The 16,072-nt window shown below is 43.2% G+C and carries 10 protein-coding genes and 1 tRNA gene; 4 read left to right on the top strand and 7 right to left on the bottom strand.

Translation table 11 applies throughout. From position 1 onward, the window contains the following. Positions 1 to 4 precede the first annotated feature (4 nt). The 4 genes from ACTXGK_RS21480 (at position 5) to ACTXGK_RS21495 (ending at position 5,547) form a co-directional block, all read left to right on the top strand. Positions 5 to 3,748 (top strand): tape measure protein, encoded by a 3,744-nt coding sequence (locus ACTXGK_RS21480; protein ID WP_443517045.1) that lies wholly within the window; start codon positions 5 to 7, stop codon positions 3,746 to 3,748. A gap of 74 nt (positions 3,749 to 3,822) precedes the next feature. Further along, positions 3,823 to 4,206 carry a hypothetical protein gene (locus ACTXGK_RS21485; protein WP_443517043.1) on the top strand — a complete coding sequence of 128 codons (384 nt, stop codon included), beginning with the start codon at positions 3,823 to 3,825 and terminating at the stop codon, positions 4,204 to 4,206. Positions 4,207 to 4,253: 47 nt separating this feature from the next. Next, the gene (locus ACTXGK_RS21490; RefSeq protein ID WP_443517042.1) at positions 4,254 to 5,123 is read left to right on the top strand and encodes a glycoside hydrolase family 19 protein; all 870 of its coding nucleotides are present in this window, start codon (positions 4,254 to 4,256) and stop codon (positions 5,121 to 5,123) included. 67 nt (positions 5,124 to 5,190) lie between these two features. Next, the gene (locus ACTXGK_RS21495) at positions 5,191 to 5,547 is read left to right on the top strand and encodes a hypothetical protein (protein WP_443517040.1); all 357 of its coding nucleotides are present in this window, start codon (positions 5,191 to 5,193) and stop codon (positions 5,545 to 5,547) included. Positions 5,548 to 5,621: 74 nt separating this feature from the next. Here the strand turns inward: ACTXGK_RS21495 and ACTXGK_RS21500 are convergent, their stop codons facing one another. The 7 genes from ACTXGK_RS21500 to ACTXGK_RS21530 form a co-directional block, all read right to left on the bottom strand. After that, complete coding sequence (locus ACTXGK_RS21500) at positions 5,622 to 7,439, bottom strand: DUF7380 domain-containing protein (protein WP_443517038.1); 1,818 nt, start codon at positions 7,437 to 7,439, stop codon at positions 5,622 to 5,624. A 467-nt stretch (positions 7,440 to 7,906) separates the two neighbouring features. Further along, positions 7,907 to 7,983, bottom strand: a tRNA-Ile gene (locus ACTXGK_RS21505). Positions 7,984 to 8,076: 93 nt separating this feature from the next. Further along, entirely contained in the window at positions 8,077 to 8,889 is an 813-nt protein-coding gene (locus tag ACTXGK_RS21510) for a pteridine reductase (RefSeq protein ID WP_443517036.1), read from the bottom strand. A gap of 26 nt (positions 8,890 to 8,915) precedes the next feature. Continuing rightward, positions 8,916 to 10,094 (bottom strand): tRNA nucleotidyltransferase/poly(A) polymerase-related protein, encoded by a 1,179-nt coding sequence (locus ACTXGK_RS21515; RefSeq protein ID WP_443517034.1) that lies wholly within the window; start codon positions 10,092 to 10,094, stop codon positions 8,916 to 8,918. Positions 10,095 to 10,264: 170 nt separating this feature from the next. Beyond that, positions 10,265 to 12,583 carry an NADP-dependent malic enzyme gene (locus tag ACTXGK_RS21520; protein WP_443517033.1) on the bottom strand — a complete coding sequence of 773 codons (2,319 nt, stop codon included), beginning with the start codon at positions 12,581 to 12,583 and terminating at the stop codon, positions 10,265 to 10,267. A 351-nt stretch (positions 12,584 to 12,934) separates the two neighbouring features. Next, a complete protein-coding gene (locus tag ACTXGK_RS21525) occupies positions 12,935 to 14,401 on the bottom strand; it encodes a protein adenylyltransferase SelO (protein WP_443517031.1) in 1,467 nt (488 codons plus the stop codon). A 341-nt stretch (positions 14,402 to 14,742) separates the two neighbouring features. Further along, positions 14,743 to 15,921 (bottom strand): acyl-CoA desaturase, encoded by a 1,179-nt coding sequence (locus ACTXGK_RS21530; protein WP_201598791.1) that lies wholly within the window; start codon positions 15,919 to 15,921, stop codon positions 14,743 to 14,745. Positions 15,922 to 16,072: the final 151 nt, after the last annotated feature.

The following is a 16,072-nucleotide window of genomic DNA, read 5'->3' on the forward strand; positions in this document are numbered from 1 at the left end:
CCATATGGCAGGTGATTTAGATTTTAACGTGCAGTTGCGTGTGCTCAATGAGCAGTTTAATAACGGCATCAATCAAGCGCGTGATAAGTTTACGCAATACGCTCAATCGGTGCAGCGCAATGTCAATCAAATGAGTACTGATACTGAGCGCGCATCAACGATGCTCGCAGGTCTTAATAATATCAGCGCTGACAGATTAACTGCTGAGATACGCACCACAGCCGACCAACTCAGACAGATGGGTGCAGGCGCCAACTTGTCAGGTGAGCAGGTCGCAGCAGCAATGGAGGCGTCTGCTTTACAAGTCACACGTCTAGGCCGTCAGTTAGATGTGGCAAGACAAGAGGCGGTAAGATTAAGCCAGACTAACGCAAGTCCTGAAGATATATTACGAGCGACACAAGAGGTTGATCGTTTGGAGCAAGAGCTGAACAGCGCTCGCAGTGCCAGTGTCAGTCTTGCAAATGAGCTGTCAGGCGCAATGAATAGAGCTAGCACGACCGCTGACAGTGCACGTAATGCTCTCTATCGTATGGCTAACATCCGAGTGCCTGAGACTATACGCGGTGAGATTGATAGTATCAGTCGAGCATTAGTAGATTTTCAGAATAACAGCGGTCGCCCTGCTGCTGAAATCGAGCGAGCGACGCGCGCAGCCGAGGAGCAGATTAGACGGCTTGAGAATGAGCTTAACGGTCTTGATGACACTCAAGATAGAGTTAATCAAGGCTCACAGCGGTTCACTGGCGGCATCAATGGTGTTCGTAATGCTATGGGTAGTTTGCAAGGTATGTTGGCAGCTGCTGGTCTTGGTATTGGCATTGCTGAAATCATCGAAGTGTCGGACGCATTTAAAACGCTAGAGGCTCGGGTGAAGTTAGCCACTGGCGAAGGCGCTGCGTTTGTCACAGGCTTTGAAGGCGTTAAACAGATTGCTAATGAGACATTTAGTAATATTGAAAGCACGGGTGAATTATTTGCTCGAATCTCACAGGCTGGTGAAGAGTTAGGATTAGCGCAATCGCAAGTTTTAGAAATCACTCGCACCATTAACGAGGCTATTCAGTTATCTGGTGGTAGTGCTGCTAGCGCTGACGCTGCAATCACTCAGTTGATTCAAGGCTTGCAGTCAGGCGTCGTACGCGGCGAAGAATTCAACAGCATCATGGAGCAGGCGCCGCGTTTAGCTCAGGCTATGGCTGACGGTTTAGGTGTGACTCGTGGTGAATTAAGAGCATTGGCACAAGATGGCAAACTAACATCAGAGGTCGTCATTAATGCAGTGCAGTCGCAAGGAGAGGCGATTGCGAGCGAGTTTGGTTCACTACCCAATACGGTTGGCAATGCTCTGCAGGTAGCTAAAAACCAACTTTTTGAGTTTGTCGGTGAGATGGATAAGTCGGTAAATCAATCCTCGTTACTAGCTAATGCCGTCAATTCAGTCAGTGATAGTCTAAGCAATATGGACCCGTCAACAGTTGCGGCTGTTAATCAAATATTCAATCAGTTGATAACCACAGTTGGCACGTTATGGAAAACGATTGTCGATACATACAATCAGATTAACGATTGGATTGAGGCTATTACTAACAGCTCGGAAACAGCAGAAGAAAAGGTAGGTCTTATAACAAGGGCTATGCAGGGTGTAAGCATTATACTTGGCGCTATCAATGATGGATTTGAAACTATTGGTATTGCACTAAATGTTGTTTCTGGTGTGGCTGCAAATTTTGTGGCTGTACTAGCTCGCGGGTTATCAATGCTTACATTTGGCGAAGCAGCTCAATCTTTAAAGGATTTTGCTGATCGTTTGGATGAGGCAGCAACAAGCTCCTATGCTAAAGCAGACCAAGCAATATTAGACTTCACGTCATCCGCTAAAGCAGCGCTTGATGATGCAGCCATGACAGCTCAAGACAGAATGGGTGCTGCAGCTAAGGCGGCAACAAACGCTTATGACACAATGGCAGCAAGTGGTACGGCGTCAGCCGACGCTGTAGAGGGTGCTTTTACCAAAATGGCTAATGCTCAGATAGCGGCTTACGGTGAGTCAGCATTGGGAGCGCTACAAGCAGAGGCAGCAGAACGCAATCTGACAGTTGCCATTGGTGAGACAGGTAAGGCTATTGTCGAAAAAATGACTGATGAGCAAGCAGCATCAGCATCAGCGCAGGGTGCAGCAAAAGCTTTAGATAAAACCTATCGTGAGCTTGCTGACTCGCTAAGTGTTGGCATTACGCAAGGTTATGCAGATGCAAAAGCATCGGTGCTAGAGCTATCAGATATTTTCGATGTCCTGACTGATGCAGGTTATCAAACAGGTGAGGTACTGTTTGCCGCCTTGAATGACATGACCAACAAGGCCAAAAACACTACTGAGCTGCAAGATATTATCTTGATGTGGGAGGATTTAGGTAAACAAGGACAGCTCACAGGTGAGGATCTGGCAGCAGGTCTTGATCTAGCTAATGAGCGACTTGACGCACTGACGGATGGGGTCAACTCCGTCAACGAGGCGTACAAGGTCTTAGGTCTTACGACGCGCGCGGAGGCAGCGAAACAGGCAGAGTCATACACGCAGGCTTACGGCATTATCGTCAAAGACGGTGAAGCCACGGCAGGTCAGCTTGCAGACGGGTTTAAGAAGTACGCCAAGGCAGCAGTAGCAGCTAATGGCGATGTGGTTACTGCTCAGTTAAGAGCAGAGGCTGCGCAGCGAGGGTTAACAGTCGCAGTTGATGAAACAGGCCGCGTCACATTTGAAAAGATGGGGCAGGCCAAAGCAGCAAACGATAATGTCACTCGCTCAGTCAACAACATCCGTACAGCTTATGATGGTATATCTAGCAGCGCAGGCAGTGCAGGAAATAGCATGGTACGCGCTGCTAATGATGCGTCATCCGCTTATGATAAATTGCAAGCCAAGATTAAAGCGGTCAAAGAAGCTCAGGCGGTAGCAGACGAACGCACTACTATGCAAAACTTGCGGATTTACGGCAAAGAGGAAGCGCCGGCTATTGGTGGCAATCTACAGAACCGTACATCAATCGAAGGCTTCTTAAAATCAGCAGGTTTATCAGCTGAACAAGCAATGGAAGAAACTCGCAAACTCTTTGCAAGTGCTGGTAACTCCTCTGGCGGTGTAAACTGGAACAAGGTAAACGGATTCCAAGAAGGGCAGATGCTGACAGCTAGTGATCTGGCTAAGTATAAAAGCCCATCGGTTTATTTATCTGAATTGGCGGAGAAAGCCAGGATTGATGCCAAAAGGAGTGAGGATTACCAGACTAAGCTTGAGCGTAACAGGGAGCGTAATTTAAGCACTAATAGCCAGTCCAGTAGTAATTATCAAAGCGCCGCAGATCAGCAAGCACATGAAAAAAGAGTGGCTGAATTAAGTTACAAGTATCGGCAATTTGAGCTTGAGCAAATGCAGACTAATAATGCGAACACTCAAGACATAAAGAATCAAAATCTTGTAGCACAGCGGGCTGCTGAAGCATTAAGGAACGCGGGCGGTTATGTGCCACAAGCGCAGCTACCACAATCGGCGCTTGATGCTGTGGCCAATCTTAGCAAGCAGCAAAACTACAACCCTCCAGTCAATAATGGTCCTATTAAGACCATTAAACTCGATCTTGCATTCAATGGTAAGGAAGTCTCAACAGAGATGCCCGCAGATCAGGAGGGTTTGCTTATGTCACTGGTGAAAGCATTGCAAGAGAGTAAGGCAATAGCGGGACAATAAAGTAAAGCAAACGCAGGTTACTAACAGCCACTCACTCGAGTGGTTTTTTTATATCAAAAATTTGAGGAAATTATATGATTAATGGAGAGGCTTTACTAGCTAAGATGCTGATGTATATGCCAAAAATACTGTTTGCAACAATCGGCGCTGTCGTATCACTAATATTTAGCGGCGATATCAAGCCAGACGGTAGCTTGAAAATCGGCTGGGGTATTATTATAAAAATGTCAGTCTCTATAGCTATCGGCTTGGCAATCGGCGAGTCATTTATTTTTTATTATGACTTGCAGCATATTCCAATGGCAGCGGTCGGCATTGTTTTTTTATTGTCTTCAATTTTTGGTCTGCTTGCGCTTGGCTTGCTCTATCGCAGCATTGAGCTGACGTTTACAAACAAAAAGCTGTCGGACATCATAAAAGAAGTCAAACAGGCATTTGCTGCTGTGTTTGGCAAATAAACGCCCCAATTTTGGGGCATTTTTTATACCTAAAATAAGGAATTGTGATGAGTAGTTCATTTATTACCGACGCTGATATTTTTTCCAAGTTGCGCGAGCACATAGCACCACACAAGCTTACTCAATTGCAAGTAGATATTACTAACAAAGCAATAGAGGATATTTTATTCCGTGAAACCCTTATTAAACGACTAGGTGTGACAGTAAAGTCACCAAAATCAACGGTTGGTAGAGACTACAATCTAACGTTAGGTAATCTTAAAAAAGTTTACTCTGGTATTAATCCTGCTGCCATCGAGATCATTCTGAAGTACGCGCCACAGTACGATATTATTACCCACAAACAAATGTGTGCCTTCATTGCTACATGTATTGTTGAGTCGCAAGGTTTTAACGCTAAGCGAGAGAGCTTTGCTTATTCAGCAAGCCGCCTTGTTGCAGTATTTAAGTCTCGCGTACCGACAGTCGCCAAAGCTCAGGCGCTACTTTCAAAAGGACAGATAGCTACAGCCAATTTCTTATACGGTGGTCGATATGGTAATAGACCAAACACGAATGATGGATGGGATTATCGCGGTGGCGGCCTGATCATGAATACGTTTAGAGATAACTATTTCATACTTCAAAACATGACAGGTATTAAGTTTGGTGATAATCCTAAATTAATTGAAGAACTAGATAATTCGGTACGTGCTGCTATGGCTTTTTGGCAGTTGAACGGCTGTAATGAAAAGGCTGAAAAGATTAATGTCTATTCTGACGGTTATACTTTAAATACACTTACATCAAAAGGTGTTGAAACAAATAACTATAAAATGAACTATGGCGCTCGCATCATTCGCAATACCGTTAACGGTGGTTTTAATGGCTACGAGGATTTTTGTGCGACACTGGAAAAATGCTTGCGCTACTTATAGCAAATTGATTGCTAATCAGCATTAGTTTGGTTATATTCAATTAAGGAAATTAATTAGGGAGATAAGCATGGGTAAGCTATCGATTTTATTATTAAGTGGTTTGTTTATGACGGGTGCCAATGCTGGGTGCTTCGGATCAAGTAATCTATATAGTTGCAATGATCCTCAGTCTGGGAATAACTATCAGGTAAACAAGTTTGGCAGTTCAACTTACATGACTGGCAATAATCCTCGTACTGGCAGTACATGGAGCCAAAATTCATCAACGTATGGAAATATCACTTATCAGAATGGGACAAGCTCAGACGGTAGTACATGGAGACAGACCATTCAGGATAATGGCTCAATGGGTAGGACTTATTCGGGTACTGACTCACAAGGCAATTATTATAGTAAAACCTGTAGTCAGTTTGGGTGTTATTAAGATAAAGGAGAGACAAGAAAGATGGCCTGTCTCTCCTAATCTGTTGAATATTAGGTATTAGAAAAACTATCACGCTACTCAGAATCAAGATTCTGTGCAGGTATTGTTATAGAGTGCATCACCATTCTAAAAAGCATCCACCAGGCATAAACAGGCGCAACATATTGCGCTGAATCATCAGTTATAAGACCATGTGCAACTTCGTTTCTTAAATTTGGACCACTTGAGCTTGCGAATACAGCCTTTAATTCAAAAACATTATCTTTGCCAAGAATTTCATTACATTCCTTCATATCTAAAAGAGCACTTAAACCTTTTTCGTGCTCAATTCCATCTTCATGTAGCTGAGCAGTGTGTACTCCGTTACTTTGTAATTGGTTTCGAACAATCAGTTCCATTTGAGGTGCAACTAAATGAATAGCGGTGGAAAAATCAAGTTCAAAACCCAACCAAATTGCGTGTGAGATCAAATCAATATTAGATTTTGGAACTACGGGACTTAGGTTGCATATACTGAAAATAGAGCTCTTGCTTATAGTATGTTCACTCAAAATCTGCCTGAGAGCTGGAATGATTGATAGCTTCACATTTCCCAATATATAGATACCAAAAAAACTAATCATTTTTTCGTCAAGAGTAATATTATTTTTAGAATCATTAGAACCAGTCGCAGGTATTTTAGCAATCATTCTTCCGTTACTTGAATATTGACTTACTTCAGCAAAGGAGCTGAAAAAATACTTACGCATTTTTTCGATTTCATTTTCTTTTAAAGCCTCATAATCTGGAGTCTTACATATATTAGACAAACGACAAAAAGCTTCATATTCAGTTTCGCTATTAGCTACAAAATTTCTAGCCTCATTTATAAAACTTTCTGGGTTTTCAAAAGGAAGACTAAAGGTCATCATTCTATTAACAATATTTATTCTTGAATCTCTAAGCTTATGTCGAATTCTAGATATTTCGTCATCAACTGAATATCTTTCTCGAAACTTATTTGGTACCTGTCTATATGCTCTAATAGCACTTTCAAAAAGGCTTGACGACATTAATTTTCGCCCTTGGCCTGAGTTAAAGTGTATATCAGCATCTTTAGCGTAACATTCAGCCACTTGTACTAAGGTAAATATGCGCTTCTCTTGACTACTATCTCTTTCATGATATTTAGCACTTAACTCAAAATGACGAATGGCGTTATTGAATTTTTGAGATTCTTTAAATTTAAAACCTAACTCTTCTAGTCTTAAAGCAATATCTGAGACCTTATCTCTTAATGACTCAGTTCTTTCAGTGAGATCAGCTATCGAATAAATAATAGTGTCAGGTTCAGAATAAAGGGCGTTGTATAGATATTGCTCAATTACTATCAATTTCTCTTTATAATTGATCTGTTTGGAAAGACGATAGGCGCGTTCAAGCTCTTTTATTCCGATTTCTGATAGCTTCTTGCAACCAATATCTTCACCTACATAACAATTTACAGCATTTCTCGCATGAGTATACTTATTCGACTGTCCTGAAACCCAAAGCAAGTCAAACACTCTCGCTTTGAGAGGGAGATAATTGATATTATTAACTATATCTGACAGTATATTGAGGTCATCTGGAGAGAAGTCAGATGGTAAAGCTGAGCGTTTACCGTCTTGCCATATTATCGATGCTTTGAATGGTTCGTTATTACTTTCAGGAGTCAAACTCATAGAGGCAGAGTTTGACAAGAGTCGCAATAAATTTCTATCTTCTGTTTTTATGCCATCTTCATTTTCTTTCAAATCTCTTTCAATTATACTTGCAAGGCGATCTAAATTTCTGTCTTCATTTTTATCAATTATTCTTTGTAAAATTTTAAGTGCGTTTGATTCAATTTTCACATCATTATCACTGGTCATTGTTAAAGTCCTTATTTTTAAATCCATCAAAAAAGCACCATTCCGATACTCTACATTAATTAGTGATTAACAACTAGAAATTAACAACATAAGATGTAAGCACAAATAATTTATGAAAAAAAGCCGCTAATGATTAGCGGCTTTTTTTGCATGTAGAATGCGATTTATGATCGCTTCTAACACACCATAAGCACAAAGATATTGATTAATAATATAAAAGCCTTTTAAATCATTGGTTTATGATTCTGTGTGCACTCTTGCTATCTCCACTAAATATGAAAAAATCCGGTCACTTACGTGGTCGGATTTTTTTATTTGCCTAAAATTTGGCTCACTTATTTATGAGGGTAGTATAAATATACTAATAACGATTACTATCTGATTACTTTTTTCGTGCTGTCAGAAAAAACCAGACAATAAAAAAGACCTTCAATCGCTTGAAAGTCTTTAATGGTATAGCTTATATATGGTGGGCCCAGTAGGACTTGAACCTACGACCAAAGGATTATGAGTCCTCTGCTCTAACCAACTGAGCTATGGGCCCTAACGTTAGACGCACAATGATACCTGATTTTTTGAATTTTTCAAGTAAAAGATAACAAGTAATCAATAAATTTTTTATCAGTTTTGATGGTGATCAAACGCTACCGCCAGCTAGGGTCAAACTACGGCCACCATCCACTGTGATAATCTCGCCTGTGACATAACTTGCTTGTACCAAGTACAGTACACTATGAGCAATCTCCTCAGGTTTGCCGATTCTTTGCATGGGGATTGAATCGATAATATTGGTTTGTTGTACTTCATCCATGGCTTGGTCGCCATTGGGGTCGGGTAAGACGTTGACGCCAGGAGCGACACCATTGACGCGTATGTCTGGTGCCAGCTCTAACGCTAGCGACTGAACCATCATTCGATGCGCAGCCTTTGCCATGTTATAGACCGTATAATTACTGAACGGTCTATCCTGCGCATGTATGTCCAATAAGCTGATAATACAACCTTGCTGATGTTTCAGATAGGGCACTAGCGCTTGACTCAATAATAAAGGTGCCTTGGCATTGGTCAGAAGTAATTCATCCCACTGGGTATAATCAATGTTACCAAGCGGGCTTGGGTAGAACCGTGACGCATTATGTACCAGTACATCTAGCTGCCCAAACGCTTCTATGATATTTTTAACAAAATCCTCTAACGCTGCACCATGATTGACTACTGCCAAATCAGCAACAATAACCACTGCGCTGTTAGCACGGCTTTTATTAAGTTGGTCAGCTAAGCTATTAGCTTCTTTTTCGCTACGATGACAGTGAATAATGACGCGGTAGCCTTGACTGTGTGCTGCTCTGATAATGGCCGCACCGATGCGCTTAGCGCTACCGGTTACCAGCATCACCGGAGGTTGGGTGTCAGTATTCTTTGATGGCAGAGTGTTAGGTTCTTGGTTCATAGTGACAATGCTTTTTAAAATGCTGTTCAATAGGCGTCATGCGCTTGTAAGTGATCAATCCTGCTTTGGCGTAAGGCTGCACCAATAGCGGGGCCTTTAAGGTCTGGCGCAATGTCAGTCATGCCGACAGCGTGAAAGCTATTCAGTGCCAGCATCATCTGACGGTGCTGTGTTGCCAGCTGTAAGACGTGATTGCATACAAGGAGCTGTGACAGCTTATCTGGCTCTTTATGAGCACTACAAGCTTGTATAAGGTCAATCTTTTTGGCAGCGCTCAGACTGTTTATCATGCTCAGAGTTTCGGCTTGCTGAGCGAATAGGGTAGCGAACTGCGTATGCGCTTTGGGGACTTTAGCTTTATTACCGATATCATTGATATCTCTTAGCGCTTTTGATTGGTCATGCGTATGTTCATTATTAAATAGTGACGGGGTCAGGCTGACCATTAACAGTGCCCAACGCTGTGACAAGTTTAGGCGCATTTGGCCTGCAAAATATAATGCTGTCTGAACCGTCTCTCGTATATGAGTGTCCTCCCAAGCATCATGCAATGGGTCAAAATACTCTGTGAGCGCACCAATCTCAAACAATTGCTGCCAGTATACTTGCGGTGATAGCTGCATCGTTGCACGGCTTGATTCTTGCCAGATACGTTCCGCACTCAAATGAGCAAGCTCTCCTGAGTTGACCAGTTGACGCATTAGGGTCAAGGTGTCTTCCGCAATGGTAAAGCCCAAATCATAATAACGCCCATAAAATCGAGCTGTCCTCAGCACCCGTAAAGGGTCCTCGCTAAAAGCGTCAGATACATGACGTAGCGTTTTGTTCTCTAAATCTTGTAACCCACCATAATAGTCAATGACTTCATCACTGATGGGGGTGTCATCAGCGAGACTAGTGACTTCGATAGCCATCGCATTGATAGTCAAATCACGACGTTGTAAATCGTCCTTCAAGCTCACATCAGGGCTGGCATGTACGCTAAAGCCTTTATACCCTGAGCCTTGCTTACGCTCTGTACGTGCAAGGGCGTATTCTTCGTGAGTGGCGGGATGCAAAAACACAGGAAAGTCGGCACCTACCTGCTGAAACCCGGCATCAAGCATCTCTGCGACGGTGGCACCAACCACAACGAAGTCTTTATCTTTAATGGGTCGTTTTAGTAGTCGATCACGGACAGCGCCGCCCACAAGGTAAATTTGCATAGTAGCCTCTTTTTGTTGAGCTATACGTCCCCAGCTCAATTTTTATTCATCAAAAAAAACAGCCAATGCTTTATAAGTTACATTGACTGGTTTTAGTATAGCAGAAGGGCTCTGTCAATGGATGACAGAGCCCTTTTGAACCACATATTCATACAGCGTATGACGTGTAATTACTTCTCGTTTTCTAGGTCTTGAGCTTCCGTGACCGTAAGCGCAGTCATATTGACAATACCACGTGCGGTCGCTGACGGCGTCAAGATATGTACGGGCTTATTAGTACCTAATAAGATAGGCCCAATAGAAGCGCTACCAGTCGCTGTCTTAAGTAGGTTGAAGGCAATGTTTGATGCATCAAGGGTTGGCAAGATTAGCAAGTTTGCGGCACCTTTCAATGGGCTTGATGGCATATCATTTAGGCGGATATGTTCATTGAGTGCTGCATCCCCTTGCATTTCGCCTTCAAACTCAAAGTCCACATTCATATTGGTAAGCAGTTCATGAACCTTACGCATTTTGACAGCGCTGGCACGATTTGAAGCACCAAAGTTAGAATGAGAGACCAACGCAACGCGTGGCGTGATACCGAAACGGCGTATTTGATCGGCAGCCAAAACAGTCATTTCTGCCAACTGTTCAGCGGTTGGATCTTCATGCACATAAGTATCAGCGATAAAGATATTACGATCTTGCATCAGTACAGCATTCATCGCATAAAAATCATCGACGCCTTCTTTTTTGCCAATGACGTTTTCAACATATTTTAGGTGCATCTGATAGTCACTAAACGTACCACAAACCATACCATCAGCATCACCGTTGTCGACCAGTAAAGAACCAATTAAAGTGGTTTTGCGACGAACATCACGACGAGCAAGCTCAATACTAACACCGCGACGTTTGTTTTTCTCGTAATAACCCTGCCAGTAGTCTTTGTAGCGAGGATCGTCATCAACGTTGACGATGGTAATATTCTCGCCAGCTTTTAGACGTAGGCCTAGCTTTTGGATATTGGCTTCGATAACTGAAGGGCGACCAACCAGGATAGGTTGCGCTAGCTTCTCATCAACGACAACTTGCACAGCGAGCAAGATATTATTGTCTTCACCTTCACAGTAAACGATACGTTTCGGTTCGGCTTTGGCACGAGCAAATATTGGCTTCATCACAAACGCTGAGTTATAAACAAACTCAGACAGACGCTGACGGTAGGCTTGCATGTCATCGATCGGTAGTGTGGCAACGCCTGAATCCATCGCTGCTTTAGCAACAGCAGACGCGATCTCGATGATTAGATTTGGCTCTAGAGGGCCAGGAATCAGGTAATCACGACCAAAACTTTGCATCTTTTCGATGTTTCTAGCACTGGTAGTTGGCGTAGCTTCGACGTGTGCCATTGCAGCGATTGCTTTTACGCAAGCGACTTTCATCTCTTCGTTGACGGTTGTCGCACCAACATCCAATGCGCCGCGGAAGATGTACGGGAAGCATAGCGCGTTGTTTACTTGGTTTGGATAATCTGAGCGACCGGTTGCCATGATGACGTCTGGACGTACCGCATGTGCCAATTCTGGCATGATTTCAGGTGTTGGGTTGGCAAGTGCAAAGACGATAGGGTCTTTTGCCATACGGCGAACCATATCTTCTGATAGTGTACCGGGCATTGATAGGCCTAGGAACATATCAACATCGTCCATGACTTCTTCGATAGAGGTAGCGGTTGTCTCACGAGCATAACGTTGTTTGGTTTCATCAAGGTTTTCACGACTAGTGCTGATAATGCCACGTGAATCTGAAACAATAATGTTGTTTTTATTAACACCAAGCGCGCAAATGATGTCTAGACAAGAGATGGCGGCTGCACCTGCACCTGAACAGACAACTTTAATTTCTTCGATTTTTTTGCCAGTGATCAATAGCGCATTAAGCATCGCTGCGGCAACAATGATTGAGGTGCCATGTTGATCATCATGGAACACAGGAATGTTCATACGCTCACGTAATACGCGCTCAATTTTGAAACATTCTGGTGCTTTGATATCTTCTAAGTTGATACCACCAAAGGTAGGCTCAAGAGAAGCAACAGCTTCGATGAACTTATCTGGATCATTTTGGTCAATTTCAATATCAAAAACGTCGATACCTGCGAACTTTTTGAATAGAACGCCTTTACCTTCCATCACTGGTTTTGATGCCAATGGACCGATATTGCCCAGACCTAGTACGGCAGTACCGTTAGTGATGACACCAACTAAGTTGTTACGTGCCGTATATTTAGAAGCGAGCTTTGGATCTTTTTGGATCTCAAGACACGGTACAGCCACACCTGGAGAGTAGGCGAGTGCTAGATCGCGTTGGTTAGCCAGCTGCTTAGTTGGAGTTACTGAGATTTTACCTGGGCGTGGAAACTCATGGTAATGTAAGGCAGCTTGTTCAAACTGCTCTTTTTCTGTACTGAGGTTATCCGTATTCGAAGTGGTATCGTCATTCATAATAATTGCCATGGTTGGAATAAATTGGAATAAATTAAATGGTGATAAAAAACGTCTAACCCTCAGAAATAATTGAATGATTATAATCATCAGCAAAGGGCTTTGAACGTTAAATGACTAACGACCATCAGAATCGCGGTCGTTGATCAAAAATCAGGTCAAAAAAGCAATCTAGCAAAAATAGTCATTCTACCATTATTGGCAATTCGCTGCCTAGTCGACCGTATAGAAGCGTGCGAATAATATAATAAAATGATATTCGTTATTTATCTGGTTGATAATGCCAAAAAACACAGACAAATATCAACCTTAATTTAACAATATTTCAAAATATTACAGTATACATCCATATTAAGATGAGCAGCTAATAGGCATTTGCGGTACGTTCGGCGCCGGTGTACTCGTATCGAGATCAGTCGCGATATCTTGGACGTGATAAGGATTAGCTAGCAGGCGATAGACACGATCGACTTCTTCAAACTGACCTTGCTCTGCGGCAGTAATGGCACGCTGCGCCATACTATTACGCAAAACGTACACAGGGTTATTGGTCTGCATATCGTTGATTGCTTGCACAGTTGATGATTGCTCAACCTGTGCCAGATAACGTATAGACCAATCTTGCCACATTTGCTGCGCATCACTGCTTAATTCAGTAATCATGGTAGTCAGTAATTTTTGCTCATAAGGATGATCGTTCGGCGCGACCAAACCGAGGAGCGCGCGGAAACTATTGGTATAATCGAGCAAGTTGTCTTCTAACAGCGTTAACCATTCAAAAGCCAAGCTCAAGCTGTCGCTTTGGTGTGGTAGTCCAAGCTTGCGGCATAGCCCTTGCTGATAATGCTGCATAAAGGTCGCTTCGTAAGGTGCCAAGCACTCAGAGAGCGTCTCACGGTTGATACCTTGCAGGCGCATAAAATGCGGTAGCCAAACGTTCAGATTCCAATGACCGATAGCGGGCTGGTTTTGGTAAGCGTAGCGACCAGTGTGGTCAGAGTGATTGTTAATCCATGCAGGATTGAAGCGCTCCATAAAGCCAAACGGCCCGAAATCCAAAGTGCTACCTGTAATAGATAAGTTGTCCGTGTTCATCACACCATGTGCAAAGCCAATCAGTTGCCAGTCAGCAATCATGCGAGCAGTGCGCTCAACGACTGCGGTCAAAAACGCTGCTATAGGTGCATCGCTATCACGGCACTCTGGATAATAAGTATCAATCATATAGTCGGTAAACTCACCGAGTAAGTCAGGTGCAAAGCTGGCAATCCATTCGACATGACCAAGGCGAATATGGCTATCAGCGACACGCATCAATGCGGCGCCCGCTTCGATACGCTCACGGCGCACTCTCGTATCAGAGACAACAAAACCCAAGGCATTAGAAGAGGAGATACTAAGCTGCGTCAATGCGTGACCGCATAAGTACTCTCGAATCGTACTACGTAAGACCGCACGTCCGTCACCCATGCGTGAGTAAGGCGTCAGGCCAGCCCCTTTGAGGTGCAAGTCTTGTGGTTGTCCATTGCTATCAAGCACTTGCGCCATCAGCAAACCGCGTCCGTCACCCAATTGTCCAGCCCATTGTCCAAACTGATGACCTGCATACGCCATTGCCAATGGTCTAAAGTCAGCTGGCACATATTGGCCACCCAATATCTCAACCCAATTGGTCATTAGGTCTTCATTGTCTACCCAACCTAACTGCTGTGCGACTTGGGTATTGAAGTGTCCAACACGGGGAGTGTCCAGTGGCGTGGGCGGCTGCTCATGATAAAGACGCGTGTCGAGATTGACATAAGTATTTTGATAACGCATACAGGCCGTTTCCATTAAAATATAAAAGTGAGAATGTCACTATAACATAGCACTCATATGGCATCGTTGCACTCTGTCCATCTCTTGTAATATCTAGCCAAAAAATAAAACGAGCTACTTTAGGTGAGCTGAATTTGGTGGACTAGTTGATTATTATCTCTAGGTTGGAGATCGCAACGATTGAGCCTATATATTTCACTATTTACTACGATGATAAGATTATTAAAAGTAGAGGTAGTGACATAAACTATAAATTATACATTATAAACAAAAAAATCCCCCTATCTAGGACGGATAGGGGGAAGGAGAAACGTTACGATTATAGTAGCTGATTATGCTATTTAAGCGGCTTTTTGGCTGACACCAATAGAACGGAAAGCATTTTTCAAGTTATTGTTATGCTCAAGAATTTTTTGCTCAATCTTGGCATAATCATGCTTCAACTTATCATCAGCTTCATGCAAGCGATCAGCGAATTCTGTCTTTTTGAGTTCAATTGTTTTTGCTTTTAGCGCCTGCCACTCTGCAACAGTCTGTGTAAAGGCATCATATTCAAATTTAATACGATCTTGGAAGCTCTTCATCGCGTGAGGAAGATCAATGCCACTGTTTGTAGCCGTATCAATTTGCTGCTGTGCTGTTTTGAACTGCATTTGAACTTCAGCATGTTTGATCGTCGTATCATCTACAGTACGTAGATCAGAAGCTAAGCCAATCTTTGACAAACCAGCGATCAACCATTTGGTTGGATCATACTGCCACCATTTTACGCCATTACGATAGTCGTATTGGAAGAAGTGATGGTAGTTGTGATAACCCTCACCCCACGTAAAGATAGCTAAGAAGAAGTTATCACGTGCAGTATTGGTATCGGTATAAGGACGATTACCAAGCATATGGCATAAAGAGTTGATAAAGAACGTAAAGTGATGCGTCAGTACTAAGCGCAGTAACCCTGCGATGACCAAGGTACCCCAGACATCACCAAGCAACCAGCCAATAGCGGCAACCATACCGACGTTCATAGCAACGACCCACAGACCATAATACTTATGTTGTATCTGTAGTACTCTGTCTTTGGTCAAGTCCGGAATGTTTTTGTAGTCGAACTTGCCACTAGGATAATTACGCAGCATCCAGCCGATATGACTGAACCAGAACCCGCGTTTTGCTGAATACGGATCTTCTAAACGATCATCGACATGACGATGATGGACACGGTGACCAGAGACCCAGTCAAACGCAGAGCCCTGTACCGCTAGGGTAGAACCAAGCAATAAAAAGTTTTTAACGACTGGGTGCGCTTTATAAGCACGGTGCGCCAATAGACGATGGTAACCCGCTGTGATGCTCATACCTGTCCATACCATGAAGGCACCAAATACGCCCCAAACAGGTGCGCTCACTTCATGAGTAAATAAGTACCATGGTGTAATGATAGCAGCAGCGATTGGCGTCGCTACCAAAATAGTCGCTGGAATCCAGTTGATCGGCGCTTTTGTAAATTCAAACTCGCGCATATCAATGCTTTGCTCTTTTGTCAGAACATCAGTTTGCTCAGAAGCGTTAGCGTAGTTGCGTTTTGCGGTAGGCTGCTCGTCAAGAGCCATTTGCGCTTTCTTTTCATCAAAACGAGTCTTGAAACGCGTGACTTGAGTGCTGGCGTTCTTT

This window comes from Psychrobacter sp. T6-5, assembly GCF_052258485.2.
Classification (GTDB): Bacteria; Pseudomonadota; Gammaproteobacteria; order Pseudomonadales; family Moraxellaceae; genus Psychrobacter.

Coding starts and splice junctions, on each gene's coding strand:
- ACTXGK_RS21480 (WP_443517045.1), top strand. CDS start 5: ATGGCAGGTGATTTAGATTTTAACGTGCAGTTGCGTGTGCTCAATGAG.
- ACTXGK_RS21485 (WP_443517043.1), top strand. CDS start 3,823: ATGATTAATGGAGAGGCTTTACTAGCTAAGATGCTGATGTATATGCCA.
- ACTXGK_RS21490 (WP_443517042.1), top strand. CDS start 4,254: ATGAGTAGTTCATTTATTACCGACGCTGATATTTTTTCCAAGTTGCGC.
- ACTXGK_RS21495 (WP_443517040.1), top strand. CDS start 5,191: ATGGGTAAGCTATCGATTTTATTATTAAGTGGTTTGTTTATGACGGGT.
- ACTXGK_RS21500 (WP_443517038.1), bottom strand. CDS start 7,439: ATGACCAGTGATAATGATGTGAAAATTGAATCAAACGCACTTAAAATT.
- ACTXGK_RS21510 (WP_443517036.1), bottom strand. CDS start 8,889: ATGAACCAAGAACCTAACACTCTGCCATCAAAGAATACTGACACCCAA.
- ACTXGK_RS21515 (WP_443517034.1), bottom strand. CDS start 10,094: ATGCAAATTTACCTTGTGGGCGGCGCTGTCCGTGATCGACTACTAAAA.
- ACTXGK_RS21520 (WP_443517033.1), bottom strand. CDS start 12,583: ATGAATGACGATACCACTTCGAATACGGATAACCTCAGTACAGAAAAA.
- ACTXGK_RS21525 (WP_443517031.1), bottom strand. CDS start 14,401: ATGCGTTATCAAAATACTTATGTCAATCTCGACACGCGTCTTTATCAT.
- ACTXGK_RS21530 (WP_201598791.1), bottom strand. CDS start 15,921: ATGCGCGAGTTTGAATTTACAAAAGCGCCGATCAACTGGATTCCAGCG.